Source organism: Leucobacter sp. NPDC077196, assembly GCF_040687075.1.
In the GTDB taxonomy this organism is placed as follows: Bacteria; Actinomycetota; Actinomycetes; order Actinomycetales; family Microbacteriaceae; genus Leucobacter.
Map to the genome: position 1 here is coordinate 28,649 of NZ_JBFBML010000018.1, position 18,884 is coordinate 47,532.

Annotated in this window: 17 protein-coding genes; 5 read left to right on the top strand and 12 right to left on the bottom strand. The window is 63.7% G+C overall.

All coding sequences use genetic code 11. The features are described 5' to 3' along the window. Nucleotides 1-170: 170 nt before the first annotated feature. Nucleotides 171-548 carry a hypothetical protein gene (locus AB0O71_RS13640; RefSeq protein ID WP_010155285.1) on the bottom strand — a complete coding sequence of 126 codons (378 nt, stop codon included), beginning with the start codon at nucleotides 546-548 and terminating at the stop codon, nucleotides 171-173. A gap of 150 nt (nucleotides 549-698) precedes the next feature. On the opposite strand from AB0O71_RS13640, the gene AB0O71_RS13645 reads away from it, so the two are divergent. Next, nucleotides 699-1,322: a hypothetical protein gene (locus AB0O71_RS13645; protein WP_143025977.1), complete on the top strand. Its 624-nt coding sequence runs from the start codon at nucleotides 699-701 to the stop codon at nucleotides 1,320-1,322. Between the two features lie 66 nt (nucleotides 1,323-1,388). Here the strand turns inward: AB0O71_RS13645 and AB0O71_RS13650 are convergent, their stop codons facing one another. After that, nucleotides 1,389-2,165 carry a hypothetical protein gene (locus tag AB0O71_RS13650; protein WP_010155283.1) on the bottom strand — a complete coding sequence of 259 codons (777 nt, stop codon included), beginning with the start codon at nucleotides 2,163-2,165 and terminating at the stop codon, nucleotides 1,389-1,391. A gap of 386 nt (nucleotides 2,166-2,551) precedes the next feature. On the opposite strand from AB0O71_RS13650, the gene AB0O71_RS13655 reads away from it, so the two are divergent. Further along, entirely contained in the window at nucleotides 2,552-2,953 is a 402-nt protein-coding gene (locus AB0O71_RS13655; RefSeq protein WP_010155282.1) for a hypothetical protein, read from the top strand. Between the two features lie 484 nt (nucleotides 2,954-3,437). Here the strand turns inward: AB0O71_RS13655 and AB0O71_RS13660 are convergent, their stop codons facing one another. Genes AB0O71_RS13660 through AB0O71_RS13685 form a run of 6 tightly spaced genes read right to left on the bottom strand, consistent with a single transcriptional unit; the run spans nucleotide 3,438 to nucleotide 10,493 of the window. Then, nucleotides 3,438-5,270, bottom strand: coding sequence for a TraM recognition domain-containing protein (locus tag AB0O71_RS13660; protein WP_010155280.1), 1,833 nt, complete (start codon nucleotides 5,268-5,270; stop codon nucleotides 3,438-3,440). 27 nt (nucleotides 5,271-5,297) lie between these two features. After that, nucleotides 5,298-5,786, bottom strand: a complete 489-nt coding sequence (locus tag AB0O71_RS13665) for a hypothetical protein (protein WP_010155279.1) — start codon at nucleotides 5,784-5,786, stop codon at nucleotides 5,298-5,300. Beyond that, complete coding sequence (locus tag AB0O71_RS13670; protein WP_231291496.1) at nucleotides 5,783-7,276, bottom strand: ATP-binding protein; 1,494 nt, start codon at nucleotides 7,274-7,276, stop codon at nucleotides 5,783-5,785. Before AB0O71_RS13670 ends, AB0O71_RS13665 begins: the two co-directional genes overlap by 4 nt. Next, complete coding sequence (locus tag AB0O71_RS13675) at nucleotides 7,276-8,763, bottom strand: PrgI family protein (protein ID WP_010155277.1); 1,488 nt, start codon at nucleotides 8,761-8,763, stop codon at nucleotides 7,276-7,278. Before AB0O71_RS13675 ends, AB0O71_RS13670 begins: the two co-directional genes overlap by 1 nt. 6 nt (nucleotides 8,764-8,769) lie before the next feature. Then, nucleotides 8,770-10,164, bottom strand: a complete 1,395-nt coding sequence (locus AB0O71_RS13680; protein WP_010155276.1) for a hypothetical protein — start codon at nucleotides 10,162-10,164, stop codon at nucleotides 8,770-8,772. 14 nt (nucleotides 10,165-10,178) lie between these two features. After that, nucleotides 10,179-10,493 carry a hypothetical protein gene (locus AB0O71_RS13685; protein ID WP_010155275.1) on the bottom strand — a complete coding sequence of 105 codons (315 nt, stop codon included), beginning with the start codon at nucleotides 10,491-10,493 and terminating at the stop codon, nucleotides 10,179-10,181. Between the two features lie 153 nt (nucleotides 10,494-10,646). Between AB0O71_RS13685 and AB0O71_RS13690 the strand changes: the two genes are divergently transcribed. Further along, nucleotides 10,647-11,147: a GNAT family N-acetyltransferase gene (locus tag AB0O71_RS13690; protein WP_029608084.1), complete on the top strand. Its 501-nt coding sequence runs from the start codon at nucleotides 10,647-10,649 to the stop codon at nucleotides 11,145-11,147. Nucleotides 11,148-11,209: 62 nt separating this feature from the next. On the opposite strand, the gene AB0O71_RS13695 is transcribed toward AB0O71_RS13690, so the two are convergent. The 3 genes from AB0O71_RS13695 to AB0O71_RS13705 are packed head-to-tail and all read right to left on the bottom strand — an operon-like array spanning nucleotide 11,210 to nucleotide 13,739. Continuing rightward, the gene (locus tag AB0O71_RS13695) at nucleotides 11,210-12,337 is read right to left on the bottom strand and encodes a M23 family metallopeptidase (protein ID WP_010155272.1); all 1,128 of its coding nucleotides are present in this window, start codon (nucleotides 12,335-12,337) and stop codon (nucleotides 11,210-11,212) included. Then, complete coding sequence (locus tag AB0O71_RS13700; protein ID WP_010155271.1) at nucleotides 12,337-13,200, bottom strand: hypothetical protein; 864 nt, start codon at nucleotides 13,198-13,200, stop codon at nucleotides 12,337-12,339. Before AB0O71_RS13700 ends, AB0O71_RS13695 begins: the two co-directional genes overlap by 1 nt. After that, nucleotides 13,197-13,739, bottom strand: coding sequence for a hypothetical protein (locus tag AB0O71_RS13705; protein WP_363746191.1), 543 nt, complete (start codon nucleotides 13,737-13,739; stop codon nucleotides 13,197-13,199). The genes AB0O71_RS13700 and AB0O71_RS13705 overlap by 4 nt, the downstream gene beginning before the upstream one ends. A gap of 373 nt (nucleotides 13,740-14,112) precedes the next feature. Here AB0O71_RS13705 and AB0O71_RS13710 point away from each other — a divergent pair, with 373 nt between their 5' ends. After that, nucleotides 14,113-14,427 carry a hypothetical protein gene (locus AB0O71_RS13710; protein ID WP_010155269.1) on the top strand — a complete coding sequence of 105 codons (315 nt, stop codon included), beginning with the start codon at nucleotides 14,113-14,115 and terminating at the stop codon, nucleotides 14,425-14,427. A 112-nt stretch (nucleotides 14,428-14,539) separates the two neighbouring features. Then, nucleotides 14,540-15,205: a DUF6349 family protein gene (locus tag AB0O71_RS13715; protein ID WP_363746194.1), complete on the top strand. Its 666-nt coding sequence runs from the start codon at nucleotides 14,540-14,542 to the stop codon at nucleotides 15,203-15,205. 79 nt (nucleotides 15,206-15,284) lie between these two features. Here the strand turns inward: AB0O71_RS13715 and AB0O71_RS13720 are convergent, their stop codons facing one another. Further along, complete coding sequence (locus tag AB0O71_RS13720; protein ID WP_363746196.1) at nucleotides 15,285-18,584, bottom strand: CARDB domain-containing protein; 3,300 nt, start codon at nucleotides 18,582-18,584, stop codon at nucleotides 15,285-15,287. Between the last annotated feature and the right edge of the window lie 300 nt (nucleotides 18,585-18,884).

An 18,884-nucleotide genomic window follows, 5' to 3' on the forward strand; every position in this document is an offset into this window, starting at 1 on the left:
GTCGAACACCATCTGGGTATCCGGTACCCGCTGCTTCCTACGTGCCATTCTGGCCCCCACCTTCGACGTCTCTCGGCTTCATGCCCCTTGAAGCCCAGACACGCGCAGTCCCACAACCGCCAGAGGGGGCCGCGCTCCCAAAGCGCGGCCCCCTCTGTGCGATTGGCCGGTCAGGAGATGACGCGAGTCACCTCCACCTGGCGATCACGCTCCTGCTGCTGCACCGCAGCGGTGCCCTGGTACTGATCCGAGCCGAAGGCGCGCACATATGCCGAGGACTCCGCCCACGACTCCGGCCGGCGCCCTTCCGGCGTATCCACCGCTGACGTCAGATACCGCTGCTCCGTGGCGTCCATCAAATGGGGTCCGCCAGAGCGAAGCCGCGCCTTGAAATCATGAATGTTGCTCGAATCCTCGGCCATCTTCTGCAGCTGCAGCTCAGTGCGAGCGCAGATACGTCCTGCCGCTCGCAGCTCGTCAACGCGTTGCCAGAACTCGAGGTGTTCGAGTTCCGCGGCCACGCTTCGGTCAGTCGCTTGGGTATCCATACTCTGTCCTCTCGATCAGGTACTGGTACCTCAAGAAGGGACGGGCAGCGCACACACGAGAGCGGGGTTGGCATGATCTGTGCCAACCCCGCTCTCGTGCGAGGATGCCAGTAGCAGTCCGAATCAATGACGATGGGGGAGGGCTCACTCATGATCGACACCACAGTCACGAGACCGAAAAAGCAGGCGATGGATCAGCGGCTTCTCGCCGCTGGCGCGTTGATCTTGGCGGGGGCCGTGTGTAACCTGGCCGCCCCTTGGATGACCGTCTGGGGTGAGATTTCCTCTCTCACTCTGATCAGCGCTGGATATGCCGTGTTGGCGATTACTGGTCTGGCATCACGGGGCCCGCTCGGCCGTAGCCGGTTTGCGGCATACTGCGCACTCTTCTACGCGGCCTGGTCCTTTGTCTGGGGAATGCTCGTCCTTTCAACGGTCTTCGATGGCGAAGGCAGCGCTCCGCTCTGGCTCACTGCAGCGTCACCTTTTGCAATCGTCATCGGAATTTCTGCCGCTCTGATCAGCGCAGTTGCCGCGGCGCGATCGCTGCAAAGCTTCGGTAAGTGGAAGTGGGTTCCCGCGATCATGTTTGCCGCCCAGATCGTCATCGTGCTACTCAATAACTTGCTCGCCCTGTTCGTACCGATTCAGGGCGAGATGAGCGGGATTTGGGCGGTGTTCTTCCCGGTTTCGGCGGCCGTGACGATACTGACTCCCATCGCCATCGGCGTGCTCACTCTGATCTTCACTGCAATCACCCGAGACCGCGAATAGCCGGTCGGGCACACGAAAAGAGGGGCCGGCGCTTTTGCGCCGGCCCCTCTCGATGTCTGGACGTGACTACATTCCAGGTGATTGCGACGCACCTGCTGCGACGTCACGTCGCGCCTGATTCACCAGCGTCCAAGTATCGTTCGCAGGCGGCGCAGGGTTCGCGGCCGCCGCAGCTTCATTCCAGCTCATCACGTGCCCACCACCGGCATACTCGTCAGCGACGCTCGAAACATAGGCCACGACCGCCTCGTTCGCACCCCCGGCACGCAGCGCGCTCACCGTTGCCTGCCCGAGCTCCGGCACCGGCAGCGCGGGATCGTCCCAGGCAGCCACGACCTGGTCGGCCACAGCGCCGTCGATGTACCGCTTGCCCACGACGTCGTGCAACCGGCTCACGACCGTCGCCCGCGCTGCGGCTCTCGCCCGCCCGTCTACCTCCGCGTCGACGGCGTGCGTGGCAGCCTGAGACGCCTGTTGCGTCTGTTGCTGACGCACTGGACGGTCGATCGTCACTTTCCGCAATCGCGGGTTAATCGACACCGCATCAACGAACAGTTCCTTCGACTCGAGAGTCTTCCCGTCCACTTCCCGCGTGCTGTCGCGGACGTTACCCCACAACAGCACCGGGTCACCGTTTCGCAGGGTGTCCCGCACCCAGTCAGCGTCTGCGCCTTTGAACCGGGCCTGGTACCAGACCTTGTCGCCGTCCTCCCAGTCGCCAGCCTCGTTCTGCACTCGCTGCTGCTCAACGACACCGACGTACAGCGCGCGGGGCTTGTCTTCGGTCGCTTCGAAGTACCGCGCTTCGCTCAGATCTCCCAAGTTCGCCTTGACCAGGATCATGATTGGTCTCCATTCCATGATGGGCGAGCGTCGGATCGTCCGCCTCACCCCGTAGATAGCGCCGCCAGCGCAGCATAAATCAGGCTTTGCGGATGCACCAAGTGCAACTTCGCCCCGTTCACAGGCACTTGCATTCGGACCGCTGGGAGACATGGCCGTGGTTTGACAGCCTCGGCCTCCAGAGACCGTTGGAAGCGCACCAATCTGTGATGCAGGAACGCGAACTCCACATTGAACTCTCACCTCCGCCAGAATTGCGGAAACAAGTTCTACGAATCGACGACCGTGAAGACGTCGCGTTTCGGGGCAGCTTCCGCGTACTACGGGGTAGTCAGCGGGAAAACCAATGATTGGAACGGCAGTTGAAACGACCGGTAACTCTCCAGATGGGCCGCCTACTGCTGTTGGTTGCTGCCATCGCGTTCGGAATCTCCGGATGGGCCTTCATCAGCAGTCTGAACTCAGGTCTCCCCGCTCCAATCTGGGGAGGGATTCTCGCGCTGATCGCAACTATCACAGGAGTCTCAGGTACCTGGTTCGTCAGCTACGAGAAGAACGCTGCAGCCTGGCTTTCAGCTGCTTTCCTCCTGATCGGAGTCTCCCTGCTAGCCGGTCTGATCATCATCAAGACCGGTTGGGGCGGAGAAACCAATATCGGCGCTGGCGGAATCTTCTTCATTGGGATGCACCTGCTGCCCGTGGCTGGAGTGATCGCGCTCCTGACCGTCATCGTGACATGGGTGCGGGACTCCCGCGCTCGAACACAGCACGCTCAGGTGACTGAGTAGATGCATGTGGTCTGCAAGGATCACGACTGAGAACTAGCTAATAGTGCGGGGCCGTTGCGATATGCAGCGTCCCCGCACTATTTACAGATAGACCGTCAACGATCTTGGCGATGGCGGCTCGTTCCGGCCTGCGAGGATCGCGAGCGCCTGCCGGTTCGCTTGCCGCTTAGGCAGCTTCCGCCACGAGCGGGACGAATCGAGCAACTCGTGCAGCCTCGTGTGACAACTTCGACACATCGGCCACAGATCCTCGTGGGCCTCGTCTCCGAGACGGTCGTAAACGCAGTGATGCAGGTCATCCCGGTCCACGTTCCATGCGTTCCCGCACCTGCCCCGGCACAGGATCAGTGCTGGAGCAATCCGAGTACTCTCCTCCAGTGCCCATCGCGCTCGCCGGCTATACCACTTCGCGGATGTGATGTAGTCGGCGTAGAACGCGCGGTGCGCGTTGCGTCCCTGCGACTGTCGCGCCCATGGGCTCAATTCACGCACGTGCGTTCGCGTGTTCTGCGATCTGCTCCGTGTAGCGCGATGTTTCCCGGAACGATGCGTCGACCTGCTCCGCGTCCTTCATGCATTCAGCGAATCGGGGGTGCTCCGTGAACGGCTTCGTGCGGATCACAACGGGGGAGAGGTTGCGGTAGAACACGAACGCGTAGTCGAGATCCATTTCGCGGATCTCCTTCTTCGAGAACGCCGCCCGCTGCTCTGTGCTGTACTGCGCGGACGGGTCACCGCTTCCGAGCGTCTGCGACTGCCGCTCCACCCACACATCCCCGATCAGGTTCGAGATCTCTTCGAGCGCTTTCGTGTCGCCGCCGCCGGGAAGGATGATCTTCGTCGGCGCCGCATCCCAGAGCGTCGCCCCGACCTGGTTGTCGCCGAACTGCTCGAGCTGATTCTTCGACTGGAACGTGGCAACGACCACGCGCCCATACCCGCCACCCGCGGTGATGATCTCGTACATGCCTTGGTACTCGATGTTGCCGGCCTCATCGAGCACATACGACACCGGAGGATCGAGACGGGAGCCGGGGGACGCGGCCGCGATGCCCTTCGTGATGTAGTCGAATTCGGCCAGCAGGCCATCGTTCATGCGCGTGTACTCGGGGGCTGCCATCTTGTCGCCCACGATGAACACCGAGCCGCGGCGCAGGATGAAATCGACCAGGTCGACGGTTTCTTCTTCGTCGGGTTTCATCCACCAGCGCGCCGCACGCGACCCCATGAACGCGAGCACCGTGGGGAGAACTCCCCAGCTCGTCGCGCGCTGCTCCGCGGGCATGCCGAGCACGTATTCGAGATGATCGGCGTGCTCAGGCATCCCTTCAGGGTGCTCCCGGATCATGCGGGCCGCCTCCTGCGCCATCGTGGGGGACATCACCCACCCCCAGATCTCGTCAACGCCGACACCGCCGCACGCGGCCGCGTGGAACAGGTGCCCCGCGAGCTGCTTGCCGAGCGCATCCCAATGACCACCGTTGGACGTCGACCCGCCGAACGCCCCAGCAGGGATCAGCGCATTCATGCGACGCACAAGCGTTTCCTCGTCGACGCAGCCGGCCACGGGATCCCATTTCAGGGTGCGGCCGGTCTCCTTCCCGCCTTCGACACCCGGAGCCCAGATCAGAGTGGGGGAGCCGGCACGCTCACGCGCCCGCATCGTGATCTTCGCGTTGTCCAAGCGCACACTCGTGGTGATGACCGCGCCGGGCGCATCCAAGATCATTCGCAGCAAGAACCGGAACCCTTTACCCGAACGCGACGGGCCAATGAGAATGATCGCGTCCTCCACACGCGACCACACATCCATCCCCCGGAACTGGCCGAGCCAGTACCCCACCCACTCGGGCTTGATGAGCTTCCCGGCAAGCGACGGGCGCAGCTTCGGGCCACGCTGCTCCACGAGCTGCTTCGTTCCCAACTCCCGCTGCACGTCTTTCTCCGAGGCGAGGCCGGCACGCAGTTGCGGGTTCTTGCGGCGCTTCATGCCCCACCACACGATCGCACCGGCTGCAGTACCGAACACGCCCAGCAGCAGTACGGCGACCGCCCAATGCAGCACCACCGACCCGGCCATTCCGTACGCTTCAGCAGGGTTTGCGCGTCCCCACTGTGCGACGTACTGCAGCACGCCGAGCACCTGGAAGTCGCGGTTGCCGTTGATCGCGAGCACGATCGCCTGCGTGATCGCCTGCACGACGCCGAGCAGCATCGCGGGGAGCATGATGAACACGACGACGCGCTGCCACACACCCATCATGCGAACGACGCGGCCGAACTCGGACGCGGGAGCGACGCGATCTGGAGAACTCATCAGGGGAGACCTTTCAGTGACGATGCTTCAAAGTGCTGGAACAGCGCGGGTGAGGCTGTCCCGGTAGACGCTTCCCGCACGCACGGCGAGATCCAGCACGTCCAGCGCGGGACGAGCCGGGCGGCCCGCGGTGCGGGTGAGGTACGACGCGTAGCCGGCGATGATGTGCGGCATCGCGAGCAGCAACTGGCACACCTCGTCACGGTGCGGGGAGTGCTCCACGAACCGGCCCGCCGCTTTCAACGGTCGCAACGCGATCGCGGGAACCTGAAACGGTGCCTCACGGGCGACCTGCGACACGCGTTCGAGCTGTCCGAGATACAGCGCCACTTCGTCGGCGGCGCTGATGAGCCCGCCGAAGCGGTGCTCCATGAGCCTGGCGCCGGCCATCTGCACGAGATCCACGAGCAAGGCCCACGCCTCCTCCAGGTAGGGATCCGTGATCCCCGGGTCGCATTCAGCGAACAGGGTGAGGGATTCGTCGACGAGTGAGTCCACTCCGTTGTCGGTGTTCATGCGGCGACCCCCAGGGTTTCGTGCTGTGCCTCACGGGCGCGCATCGCCCGGTCGGTATCGAACAAGGTGCGCTCCCACGCCGTCGACGTCGAGCGGCCGTCGATCACGAATGAGCGCTCATCCGCCTGCAACAGGCACATGCCCTGCTGGCCCGAGAAGCTCGCGAGCATCGCAGCCTCACCGGGGGTGAGGTTTCCCGATTCCACCGCCCGTCTGCGTGTCTTATCGCCCTGGTGGAACGTGAACGAGACGGCGTATTGGCGCAGCAGTTTCTGCGCGAGCTCACGCTCTTTCGATCCCTGCGTGCCGACCGAATCGAAATCGCCATCCTCGTGCACGGCCATCATCAGGGAGATGCCGTACTCGCGGGAGAGCTTCAACTGCAGCTCGTGCGCTTCGAGGCCCTGCAGCGTCTTCATATCGCGCCACCCTTCCTCGCGGATGACTTGGATCATGCGACCTGCGGACTTATTGGACACCACGTTCATCACCCACGAATTCGTGATCGTCTGGGTGAGGGCGAGCGCGAGATCTCCGCGCTTCTGCATTGCGTACGTGTCGAACACCGTGTACGGCGAATCCGGGTTGAATTCGACCGTCCCTTCGTCTTCGAACATGCCGGCGAGATTGCCGGTGAGCATCGGATCGAACAAGAACCTGAGCCGTCGTTCCTCACCGCGCTCGAACCGGTTATCGCGGGCGGCCTTGAGGGCGTCGGCGTCGTCGATTTTCTGCACGACCTTCCGGATCGTGGGATGGTCGTTGGTTTCCCGAACCACTTCTTCCAACGCCCACGCCAGGATCGACTTCTCGATCGCGGTGAGCGGGTCCTCATCCTCGAGAAGGAGGCCCGCGAGCTGCTGGGCGACCAGCTGCCGGGAAGCATGGATGCGCTGGTTGTGCTCGATCTCGGTCTCTTTGAAGTGCCGCTCACCCTTCTCAAACGGATTCAACCGCACATCGGTGCCGAACGCGCCGACCCGATACCACTGGCCACCGAGCGCTTCAGCTACCACCCCGTGCTCGCCCTTCACATCGCTGGTGTTGATCGAGGTCACACCGAACAGCACGCCGAGTGCGACCATGCGTTTCATGAAGTAGCTCTTGCCGCGCCCGATACCGCCCTTGAACAGCACGTTGGGGGAGGTGATGATGTCGTCGTTGTACATGTGCCAGGCGTGGAAAGAGAACGGCTGCCCGCCAGAAGTGCGCTCGAGCCCGATCACCGGGCCCGCGACGACGGGCACGTCGGAGAACGGGAACGGGTTCAGCGACGCCCACTCCCACCCCGTACCCGTGTGCCGGGGGAGTTTCATGTCGGAAGCATGGCCGCGCACGAGACGCCCGATACGGGACAGGTACGGTGCTTCTTCCACGTCGACGGCGGCCGTCGCTTCGTCTTGGCCGACGGTGTGCATTTCTTTGAGAATGCGGCGTTCTTTCCGTGAGAGCTTCTGAGGGATGAACGCCAACTGCTGATGCTGATTCATCACATTCCCGTTCCGGCCGGGTACGCCACGGTCATGAGCGCTGCGGCCTGCTGATAGGTGAGGGGGACAAGTTCGATCGACGCGGTGCTGCCTGCGAGCTCCATCGACGTGCAGCTGCGAAGAAGCGCGTCATGGCTCAGCGCCGACACGACCACGAACCCGGTCCAGGCCAGTTCGCCCTGTCCGTTGATGAGGTCCTGCTCGCGTGCGTCGAGGTTCTGCCAGTCGGAATTGTCCGCGATCGTCACATCGTTGCCGCGCCGAGCTTTCAGTGCGGCGTTCTGCTTCCACGACTCTCGCTGTTTACGGATGCCCTTGAGGGCCTGTTCGATCGGAACGGGGGTGCCGACGATCTGCAGCGTGTGCCGCACCGGGATCCCCGCGGACGTCTCCGCGCTCGCGACCTCGCCCATGAACCCCGGCAGCGTTTCCAGGCGCGGATATTCAGCGATCCAGTACACGCGGTGGAACGCGGAATCGGTCTCGACATGATTCTTCTCATCGACGCACGACATCGGGCCGGCAAGTTCGGGGGCGATGCCCTCGAACGCGGTCCCCAATCGAATGTCGATCTTGCCTTCCGCGACGGGGTCGACGATGCCGCGCCCCCACGCCCCCCACTCCCGGGGGGAGGTCCACACCACTTTCGTGAAGCCCGCGACGCGCAGCGATTCCGTCGTCGCGGCGATCTCCTGCTCGACCATGCCGAGAATCCCGGCCTTGCCGCCGCCGAGGTCTTTCGCGGCCGCACGCCCCGCGCCGCCGCCCGCGTCGATGGTGAGCGTGATCGACTGCGGGTGCAGCACGCTCTCCTCAGCTACGCGGGTGAGCGCTTCCTGATACGACTCAGCGAGCTCCCCGCTCGCACCCAGCGCATCGAAGGTGCGCTGCTCACGAACGATCGTGCCTGGTCGGGTGCGCTCCTGCATCGAGACGCGCATGATCTGGCGGCGCCGCGTCCACGACCCCGCGACGCTCATCAGCGCAGCAGTGAGGTGCTCCCGGTCATGCGCGGTCATCACCTGAGTGCGGTGACGCGCCATACCGGGGGAGGTCACCATGCACGTGATCGACGCGGTTTGCCGGGCTTTGTCCCAGACGACGGCGATCCCCGTAGGGGATTCCCAGATCTGGAAGCGATCTTCGAGCCCTGGAAGCTGCAGCTCACCGCGAATAATCGGTTCCGCCCGCTTCACGCGACGCTTGAACATTGTTCGTCCCATCATCTTTCTCAGTCGAAAACGTGTCGCCCAGACGAGCCACAGTGTGAGCGCGATCCCGTGCCGCTTGATCAGTCCGGTGATCGCGAGCGGTGACATCAGGAGGGCGACGAACATCGCGTTGAACGGCCCTTGGGTGACGACGGTTGCCAGCACTGGGGCGATCGCGATCCCGAGCGACCAGATGCCGGGTTTGTCGATACCCAGGACGACGCCCTGGGAGGCGCGGCGCGAGAAGCGCACCGTCGCCAGTTCTTCGTGAGCCATGAGCTATCACCACTTCGGAGTTGCGGGCGTTCCCGGTTTCGGCTGCGGCGTACTGCCGCCCCCGGGCGCGGAAGGTGCGGGTGCGGACGGAACCTGAGGCGACCGAGTGCTGGAGCTGCCACTCGCGTTCACCGGAGCCCCACCACCGCCTCCCGCGGGGGCTGGTGCACCGCTCCTGCCGCCGCCAGCACCGCCAGGGGCACCGCCGCCAGGGGCACCGCCGCTGGGGGCATTCCCACCGCGGGCCCCGCCGCCCCCGTTGGGGGTGCCAGCCGGAGTAGCACCGCCACCCGTCGCAGCGCCGTTCTTGGCGGCGGCCGAAGCGTCGCTCTTGCCGGCAGCATCGCCCTGCTGCCCCTTCGAGCTGATAGGGGAGCTTGACGCCTGTGAGCTGGTCGACGTCGTGCTCTTGGACGTCTTGAATACCGCACCTGCCGCTCCTGCAGCGCCGGCCCCGATCTTGCTCGAGGCCGCCCCCGCTGCCCGCTGCACCGGGGCGGAAGCTTTCTGACCGGCTTGGCCGGCCATGCCTTGGCCGGCCATGTTCTCGTTGCCCGAGCCGAGGAACGCGAAGAACGAGTACGACATCATCGGCATGAACGACACGACGAACAGGCCCGTCATCACCGTCAACGTCTGCGGCGAGAACAATGCCATCCCGTCCGACGTTTTCAGCAGCATCGCCAGGATCCCAAACATGAGGGGTTTAGCGAGCAGCAACGCGATACCCGCCATCGCCCACTTCTTCGCGATACCCCAACCGCCTCGCATCGGCACCGCCATGAACGCGAGCGGGGAGAACGCGATGAGTACCATCAACCCCAGATTGCGGAACGCGAGCGCGAACGACATCAGCAGCAGCCCGAGGAGGATACCGATCAGCATCAGAATCATCGGAACGGCCGAGCTCAGACCCGTCAGCGTGAGCGCTGCCCCGCCCACGTCTGAGCCGGTGCCGCCCTGCACGACGGTGCGGAACAGGTTCTCGAACCCGTCCTCACCGCCGATGCGTTTAAGCGCGAGCTCGCTGAGCTGGTCACTGATCGCGAGCAGCTCGCCGCCGAGCGCGAGGGAGAGGAACGTGGACGGGATCGCGGCGGCAATACTCAGCACGGACACCCATAAGCGGCGGCCTTTCATCGACAACATGCCAGTCGACACCCCAACGATGCCCGTGATGAGCATCACGACGATCGCGATCGCGAACCAGTTCGAGGCTTCACCGATCGCGTTATCCCACAGCGTCGTGCCGGGGGCGAACTCCTGTGAACCCAGCACGGTCTGTGCGAGCCACCCGATGAAGGTGCCCATGCCGCGCGCGGTCGATTCTGCGCTGACGCAGATGGGGTAATCGAGACCCGGCGTGCAGCCGAGCTCGATCTGGTCTTCCAGCACGTACACGATGAGATCCGCGCTTAGAACAGGTTGATGTTGCCGAAGAAGGTCATCATCGCGACGATCGACCCCAGCACCGCAGCCCCGATGCCGGCGACAGCAAGCGCCACCCACGCACGCGTCTTGTTGCGGCTGTCCAGGCCGGCAAACATGAGCAGGCACGCGGCCGCGATGAATGCGACGATGCCGACGATCGTGCCAACGGCGAGGATCTGGTTCACGAGCGTCATTCCGGCCCGTGCGGGGCCGGTGCTGAAGTCTGCGTTGATATCGGGTACTTCGAGCACCTTACGTACGGTCGTGTCGGCGATCGCCGAGAGGGAGGGGAGAGACATGGGATGTGTCCTTTCGAGGTTGGTGGTTCGCCTCGTAGAAGAAAGGGACCGCGCACCCGGCAGGCACGAAGAAGGACCGTGCCCTGAACGCCTCGCCAAGCTCATCGCCGCGGCCGCATGTGTTTGCTTCCAGCCTCATGGGACTATTGATTCATGTCCGATCAGCGCAGCGTCACCGTGACCCAATGGAACGCGGCGAACCCGCGGGACTGCGCCGAGCTAACGACCTTGTTGACGGACTACCACCTCCGGACAGAGTCGGAGAAGGGCAACCCGGTCGGGTCCGTTGACGCACTTCCCGAGAAATACCGTTTCGAGCTGACAGATCCTCAAAGGACGTTTAGCGGCGACACCGTTCTAGTAGCACGGTACGAGGGTCACGCTGCAGGCTGTCTCGTAATCACGACTCGAGGCGACCAAAGCTTAGAGATCAAGCGCCTGTGGACGGACGAAAACTATCGCGGTCGGCACATCGCCACCTCTCTACTCACGGAGGCGCGAAATCATGCCGTCCGCGTCAACGCTGAGGTAATTCAGCTCTCGGTTTGGAAGTGGCGCTCGAACGCGATTGCTCTCTACAAGAAGGTCGGATTCACTGATACCAGTTCATGGGAAGACAGGGACCAGCTGATCTGTATGGTTCAAACCGTGTAGGTAAATCGCCGGATCGGAGAAATTCGCGATGCGACGACTCCTGGAAGCCACCCATTTTCGTCTCACATCGGGTACAGGTCGCACCCTCCCGTGCAGGGCCCCATCGTGATCCCTTGCTCGCGCATGAACTTGTAGGCGGGCGTGAACGACCCCCAACTCGTCGGGTTCGGCCCCACACGAACCTCGAAGTGCAGATGGGCGCCGTTGACGCACGATCCCGAAGCGCCGGAGTATCCGATGAGCTGACCGGCTTTGACCTGCTCTCCTGCGGCGACGGCGAATGAGGACATGTGTGCGAACGCGGTCGTGTATTGCACGTCGTGTTGGATGCCGATGACCATCCCTCCGCACCCTTCGGAGAGGTCAAAGACCTTCCCGGCTGCGGGCGCGTACACGGGGGTGCCGGTGCCGACGTGCACGTCCATCGCACCCCCGGCGTGGTTGGGGTAGGTCGCCCAGGTCTGCATCCCTATGGGGTTCGCCCAGCCGCCCACCACTTGCGGGGGAGTGCCGCCGTCGCCGCCCTCACAGATGGTCGTCGTGTCGCCCAATGCCGCGAGTACCGCGTCGGCGTCCGCCGAGCGCTCCTGATACCGGTCCGGGAACGCGCTGACCTGCACCGTCTGCGCGGCGACTCCCAGCCCCATCGACTCCCAGCCGGCAATGTCGAGCAACCCGCGCGGGCTCCCACCGTTCGGGCCGCTCGGCCCGCCGAAGAACGCACGAGCGGCGAACTCAGGTTTCATCAGCTCGGCCGGAGTGCCCCACCCAGAGGACGGGCGCTGCTGCATGATGCCGACCGAGTCATGGTCAGACCCCATGCCCTGGTTCGGAAGCAACATCGACTCAGGGACGCCCGTATTCGCCAGATTCAGCAGGTTCGACTCCACGAGCGACACCATGATCGCGATCTTCACACCCGAATCGGGGACCTCCATCTCCGCTGCGGCCGCGCGGATCGCCGCCGCGTTCCCGAGCTGCTCACTGGAGAACCCTCCGACAGCTTCACCCGTGGTGCACGTCCCGGATTCCCCGGTTCCGATAGCGATCGCCATCGCTGCGCCGCCGATGAGGATCGCCGGCAGCATCACGATCAGCAGGATCAGGGCGAGAACGCCCGCAATGATGCGCCGCCCAGTCTTTGACTGAACAACCTGTATCGCGACTTTCGCGGCGATGGGTGCAGCCATCAGTAGCTCGTCTTCCAGCCGTCCGGGTACCGCGTCATCAGCGAAGTCACACCACACACCCCACCCGCAGCGGGAGGGTCGCAGTACACCGCAAGCGCCACCGGGTAGCGCTGCGTGGTTGCCCCTTCGCCGGCATCAGTCGCGGTCTCTACCCGCACCCAGTACAGCTCGAACGACGCTTCTGGGTCGATGTCGACGGTGATCTGATCGGACGGCTTCGTCCAGTACGACCCACCGGAGTACTCCTCCATCTCTTCCTGGTCGTACACCTCGATCGCCCGCGACGTGAGGCTCGCCCCGTAGGAGGCGAACCCGCCGAAGCTCTGCGTGTCACCGAGCAGCCACCACCACCCGTCAGGGGAGTACTTCTCCGTCGCGAGCATCTCCGGGGCGCGGTCGATCAGCTCGTCACCGTAGTAGGTGTCACCGCCGAATGCCTTCACCTGGAGGCCGTCACCCGGGCCGACGTATTCAGGGCTTGGCCGCATGACTCGTGAGAGGGATTCCTTGCGGAAATTCTCGACCCACTCGATCTTCTTCGTATCCGCCGACATCAGCACCTGTGCTGCAGACGCCGCAGCGACACGCGGATCTGTGGTGACTTCCATCGACGCGAACCCGTCATCTCCCAGCGACGGTGCCGCCGCCAGCTCCCCAGCAGCTTCCTCCGCATCTTGCTCGGGGGCTGGTTTCTCGCTGTCGGTCGGCTGCGAACTGTTACGCGACGGACGCGTCTCCGCGGTGTCCCCCGGGCCGATGATGATGCCGATCAGCACCGCCACGACCGCAACCACGAAACCCGCAGCACCGGCCGCGACGAGCTTCGGCTTCCACTTCTTCCAATTGGTCTGCAAATTGCTCATGACTCTTCTCCGTTTTCGAGGGCAGATGATTCCGACACGTCAGGTTCAGCGAACGCCACCAGCTCCCGAGCGAACTCGTCCAGATCCACCGACCACATCGCAAAGTCCGTGGTCGACGAGTCCGCCCAAGACGGACGGAGCTGCGGCAGGTGCTTCGAAGCTGTGCAGCCGGCGTTGCCGGTGAGGGAGCGCATGCGCTGCAGCCAGAGACTGAACTGGTACTGGAAATCGATCGCTGCAGACGCCGGCGGGCCGAGCTCCATGTTGAACTGCTGCTGCTGCCGATACTGGAACAGCGCCAACAGCTCATGAATCATGGCGGAGTGCCGATACCAGCACCGCGGCACCACCTGCTCGCTGAGGCCGAACTCGCACACGATCTTCGGCACCCACACCCCGAGCACGCTCCGGAGAGTTTTGCTCTGCGCGACAGCGTCGAGAGCCATCCAATCGATCGGAAGTTCCGGCACGCCGCGCTCCGGCAGCGGCAGCGGGGGAGCCGTAGGGGTTTCCGGACGTGCACCGCGCTCACGCACCATGTGGGATCACCTGCAGGCTGAAATCAGATCGGCTCATACCTGCAGAAGCGTGCAGGTGCGCACAAGCCGCTGCGCAGGAACGACCACCCCTCCGGGGTGCTCCGGGCGGATGCCGGCACAGAGGCCGGCATCGTTTCCTTTCGGGCTACGCCCGCTTTTTGCCATGAAGCCTTCGGCAGCATACGGCCGTTCCGCTCTCCAGGGGCACGGTCGCACATCCGCTCCGCGGCTGAGCTTGCCGCAGCACTCTCGCATGTCTGCGCCATGCGGGATCGACGCTCCGCACCCCCTCCGAGCTGCACACCTCCGCAGGCACATACGTGCCTTCACGGCAAAAAAACGTGAGGGAGGGATCAAGAACAAGGAGCAGACAATGAGCGACTACACGATGCAACTCGCAGCACTCGGAGCACGCGTGATGGGGCTATGGGGCTTCGACGAAATCACAGATACAGACGAACTGGTCACTCACGTCGGGGACGCGATCTACAAGGTGGGACTCGACTACGGGAACACCCAGCAGGTACGAACCATCTGCCTCACACACCAGCTCGCACACGCAGCGTGGGAAGACGCACGATCCGGGCACAGTGGCGACGACGAGCACGCCACAGCCGCCGCACTCATCGAGCAACTCATGCATCAGTTCGGCCTCACCGCCACCTACGCGGACGGCAGCACCCGATGATCCCCGACGAGATACCGCTCCCGCTCGCGATCATCCTGATCCCGACGCTCTGGGCCATCGCCGGCTACCGCCTCTGGATTCTCCCCGTACTCGCCAAGAAAGGCACCCACGAATGAGCACCGCACAACTCAGCTTCGACATCGACGCCCTCATCCACCAGGCCGCCGTCGAAACCGTGCCCACCTGGGACGGGGCACCGCTCCGGTACCACGAGCAGTACCGGACCCCTGCAGAACTCGACGCGGCGTGGGAGCGGTGGCAGTTCGAAAACGGAAGCTTCGGGTGCGTACCCTACAGCCACATGTGGCACAGCGACAAGTACCGCAGAGGCGAAGAGATCAGCATCGGAGCCCACCAGCACGCATCGTTCCAGGCCGACGCCCGGTGCGACGGTGGCCGCTTCGGCGGGCCAGAGCACGACCACGCAGACGGGGAACTCCCGAACGACCTCATCTACCAGTTCATCTGCAGCCCGTGCCGCTGGCACACAATCAGCAACAGTGAGAACGCGGCCGTCGAAGCGTGGCATGACCACGTCCTTCCCGGCTGGCGAGATCTCCCCGTCGTCCCGAAGAAGCTCGCAGAACACGGAGGCGAACGCACGAAGCTCGCACGTCTCCAGAGCTGGCTCGAGGAGTACTACCCAGCCGCGTGGCAAGCTTCCGGCTTCCCGATCATCAGCGAACGGAACACGTACGGCACCCGCCATGTCCCGGGCGGTTCTCCCTGGGGCGGATACAACCTGTCGGACTCGGTGCTGCGGCCCGGAAACGACTAACCGGGGGACACAAGGGCAGCGGCCCTGGCCAGGACGAATCTGGCCAGGGCCGCTGCCCTGTTTACCCTGGAGTTTCTCTCTAGCTCACGAGTGTGGCGTCACCCGCTTCCGATGCTGCTGCGGCCTGGCGGCGACGCTGCAACGCGGCGAACGTGAACACCCCAGCAGCAGCTATCAGAAGCAGCGCACCGCCACCGACGAGCGCAGGCGACGGCCCGTCCCCACCCGTGACCGCGAGCGGCGCTGCGGGCGCTGCAGGAGCCGGAACCTCGGGGAAGGGCTCGGGGGTGGTGACCGCGTCATCTTCGTTCGACTGGAGAGGCGGGTTGCCCGGATCGCCCGGGTTCCCCGTGGCCACGGCGACGTTGCGCAGAAGATCCAGGTTGCCACGGTCCTCAAGCGTCGCCGTGTACGTTGCCGTGCACGTCACAGATGCGCCAGGCGCGAGGGCCTGCACTTCCTCTGCCGGGCACACCACATCGCCCAGCTTGCCGGTGCCGTTGAATGCGACCTCGACCACACCCACGTTGTAGGTGGTGGCGTTGCCAGTGTTCGTGACCGTGAACGAATAGGTGAGCTCGGTGCCTTCCGTGAACGTCTGCTTGTCGACCGACTTATCCAGCACCAGCTTCGGGTTTTGTGCCCCAGGCACATTCACGTCGTCATCGTTGGAATCGACCGGTGCTTCCTTCGGATCAGTGCCGTGAGCGATCGCGGCGTTCTCGATCGTGCCTCGGTCCAGATCCGCTTGAGTGGTGGTGTAGCTGGCCGTGCAAATCGTCGACTCACGCGGTGCGAGCACGACGTCGGCGGGGCAGGTCACCGCGGAAAGCTCCCCGTCGCCGGAGAACGCGAGTTCCTCCACGGAGATGTTCTTCATGGTGACGTTGCCCGAGTTCGTGACCTCGAACGAGTAGTTGATGAGGTCACCAGCGACGTAGCTCTCCTGGTCCGCGGTCTTCACGAGAGTGAGGTGCGGCTCCTGCACGCCCGGGATCTCGACCTCGCTCGGGGGCGTGGTCACGTCCGGCCCATCGGGTGGGGTGCCCGTGGATGTTGCCGCGTTCTCGATCGTTCCTCGGTCCAGATCCTCCTGCGTCGCCGTGTACGTGGCGGTGCAGATCGTGTTTGCGCCGGGAGCGAGCTCCGTCACGGGGCACACAACCGGCGAAAGCTCGCCGGAGCCGGTGAACTCGGTCTCGTTGACCACGATGTCCTTCATCGTGACGTTTCCAACGTTCGATACCTGGAACGAATACGTGATGAGGTCGCCAGCGACGTAGTTCTGCTTGTCGGCGAGCTTCACCAGGTGCAGCGCGGGCGTGTGCGGTGCGACAGCAATGGCCGACGACGGGTCAGACGTCACTCCTTCGTTGCGGACCGCGTTACCGGTCGCGATCGCCGTGTTGTCGATGGTGCCCTGGTCGACGTCTGCCTGAGATGTCGGCGTGTACGTCGCCGTGCAGATCGTCGACTCACCCGGTGCGAGCGTCGTGACCGGGCACACCACGTCAGTAAGGTCCCCGGACCCCGTGAACGCGGTCTCGGACACCGTGACGTCGTTCAGGGTCAGGTTGCCCGTGTTCGTCACTGTGAACCGGTAGTCGAGGCTCTGGTCGACCTGGAACTGTGACGCCGGCCCCCACTCGACGCTCTCGGCCTGCTGGTTCGAGATCTCCTTCAGAAGAGAAATCGCGGGGAGATCCGTTGCGGGGATCTCCACGTCATCGGGAGGTGAGGTGACGGGTTCTTCGCCTGGGGGGTTGCCGGTCGAGATCGCCGCGTTCGTGATCGTGCCGCGCTCGAGGTCTTCCTGTTGCACGGTGTACGTCGCCGTGCAGTCCATCGCTGCGCCAGCCAGGAGCGTCGTCGTAGGACACGTCACGGCCGACATCTGCCCTGCACCGGAGAACTCGGTCTCGTTGACGGCAACGTTTTCGAGGTCGAGGTTTCCGGTATTGGTTACGTGGAAGTTGTAGGTCACAACCTCGCCTGCGGCTTTGTAGGACGTACGATCTGCGGTCTTCTCGATCGCGATCGACGGGTCGCCGCCGAATGCCTGCACCTCTGCGAACGCTGAAACCTTTTGCGAGACCCAGTCCTCGATTGCGCGGTTGTTGCCCCATGCGCCACAGTCCTCGTCGACCTCATGGCAGGAGTACGAGTATTCCCATCCATGCACGAATCCCGATGAATCGACACCTGCCCGCCCGTCACGGTTGGGCGTGACCGACTCTCGGTTCTTGGTCGAAAGAGCTCGATCATCCCAAGAAAGCGTGGTGTCACCAACATTCTCACGGTCACCGTTTCGCAACGTCACTCGGATTCCATCGCGGCCTTCGACGTCGCGCTGCACGATGTGCATCTCACCGACCTTGTCGAAGAGGATGCGCGCGTTCATTTTCTTGCCGGACGACGGAACGAGCTTCCCATCCTGGTCCTTGCCGTCCCAGACGTACTTGTACGTGCCTGAGCCGTCTGCTGCGAGGTCGATGGTTACGTCTTTGGCATCGGTGAACGAGTCGTTGCCGTCGGTGTCGATCTGGAGCTTGTAGTTGCCCTGGAAACGTTCGGTGATTTTTGAAGTGAAGGTTCCCGCGAAGTTCCCCTGCGACGCTGCGCTGGGATCATAGGTGAGTTCGGACTGGTTGAGTTCCTCTTTGGTCAGTGGCTGGGGAGCAACGTACATCGTGCGGTTCCCAGCCTTCGCCGTAGCGGGAAGATCCGCTGCGGGCTTCGAGAAGAAGATGCGGTAGCGGTCGCCACAATCGAGCGTGGATTCGAGGCCCGACCAGGTGTCGACCGAACGATAGGCCGAGCTGCAATTGGTCGCAGACTTCTTGTTGCCAACCGAGTTTGCCGCGATGGTGGAGTTCATGCCCCGGAAGCCGCGCATCTCGACCTGGTAGAGGTAGCCGGTGTCATTCATCATCCAGTAGTTGAGGTTCACCTTGGTGGCGTTCACCCCGTCGTTCTGGCGGATGTAGTACTGATTCGTCCACACGCGCCCCTGCACGCCGCTCGAGGCAGACGTGCTCGTGCGCGGCTCGATGTCCCACGACCCCACCGGGTTTGCGGGATTGCCGGTGGCGAGATAGACCTGCCAGATCCCGTCCGATTTCGCCGGACCGAACGTGTTTCCGATCGGTTCCCAGGCGTGGTCCTTGCCCTCGTTGTCACGGATGTAATCAGTCTTCTGGTCAGTCTTCACGTAGAGGTACTCACCAGCTTTGACATACACGTAGAACGGGCGCGCCCCCTGCCCCAAGACCGCCGCGTTCGTGTTGCCAGTATCCGCCTGCGCAGGCGCTGCGACGGTGGTCGCTGCGAGTGGCATCCCCAATGCCAGCACCAGCCCCGCTGCGAGCGTCGCGATCAAACGTCTTGCTCGTTCCTTGTTTCGATGCACGCGGCCCCCACCGCGCGTCTTGAGTGTCGACAGCATCGACTACCTCCAGTTCGTATCCGTTGCCTAGGCAGACTCGGCCCTCGGATAGCAGGTCGTGTCCGATCAGTAGACGCAGGACTGCGCGCAGTTGCCGTTCTTCACCCCCTTGGGGCGCAAAAAGGCCCCGCTCAGCTTGGGCGGGTTCTAACGGTGGTCGCAACACCCCGAGTTTCGGGAGGTTGCGACCACCGTGTCGTTTTCGGAGGAATCTGCGTCGTTAAAGGCGCGGTT

Coding starts and splice junctions, on each gene's coding strand:
- AB0O71_RS13640 (WP_010155285.1), bottom strand. CDS start 548: ATGGATACCCAAGCGACTGACCGAAGCGTGGCCGCGGAACTCGAACAC.
- AB0O71_RS13645 (WP_143025977.1), top strand. CDS start 699: ATGATCGACACCACAGTCACGAGACCGAAAAAGCAGGCGATGGATCAG.
- AB0O71_RS13650 (WP_010155283.1), bottom strand. CDS start 2,165: ATGATCCTGGTCAAGGCGAACTTGGGAGATCTGAGCGAAGCGCGGTAC.
- AB0O71_RS13655 (WP_010155282.1), top strand. CDS start 2,552: ATGGGCCGCCTACTGCTGTTGGTTGCTGCCATCGCGTTCGGAATCTCC.
- AB0O71_RS13660 (WP_010155280.1), bottom strand. CDS start 5,270: ATGAGTTCTCCAGATCGCGTCGCTCCCGCGTCCGAGTTCGGCCGCGTC.
- AB0O71_RS13665 (WP_010155279.1), bottom strand. CDS start 5,786: ATGAACACCGACAACGGAGTGGACTCACTCGTCGACGAATCCCTCACC.
- AB0O71_RS13670 (WP_231291496.1), bottom strand. CDS start 7,276: ATGAATCAGCATCAGCAGTTGGCGTTCATCCCTCAGAAGCTCTCACGG.
- AB0O71_RS13675 (WP_010155277.1), bottom strand. CDS start 8,763: ATGGCTCACGAAGAACTGGCGACGGTGCGCTTCTCGCGCCGCGCCTCC.
- AB0O71_RS13685 (WP_010155275.1), bottom strand. CDS start 10,493: ATGTCTCTCCCCTCCCTCTCGGCGATCGCCGACACGACCGTACGTAAG.
- AB0O71_RS13690 (WP_029608084.1), top strand. CDS start 10,647: ATGTCCGATCAGCGCAGCGTCACCGTGACCCAATGGAACGCGGCGAAC.
- AB0O71_RS13695 (WP_010155272.1), bottom strand. CDS start 12,337: ATGGCTGCACCCATCGCCGCGAAAGTCGCGATACAGGTTGTTCAGTCA.
- AB0O71_RS13700 (WP_010155271.1), bottom strand. CDS start 13,200: ATGAGCAATTTGCAGACCAATTGGAAGAAGTGGAAGCCGAAGCTCGTC.
- AB0O71_RS13705 (WP_363746191.1), bottom strand. CDS start 13,739: ATGGTGCGTGAGCGCGGTGCACGTCCGGAAACCCCTACGGCTCCCCCG.
- AB0O71_RS13710 (WP_010155269.1), top strand. CDS start 14,113: ATGAGCGACTACACGATGCAACTCGCAGCACTCGGAGCACGCGTGATG.
- AB0O71_RS13715 (WP_363746194.1), top strand. CDS start 14,540: ATGAGCACCGCACAACTCAGCTTCGACATCGACGCCCTCATCCACCAG.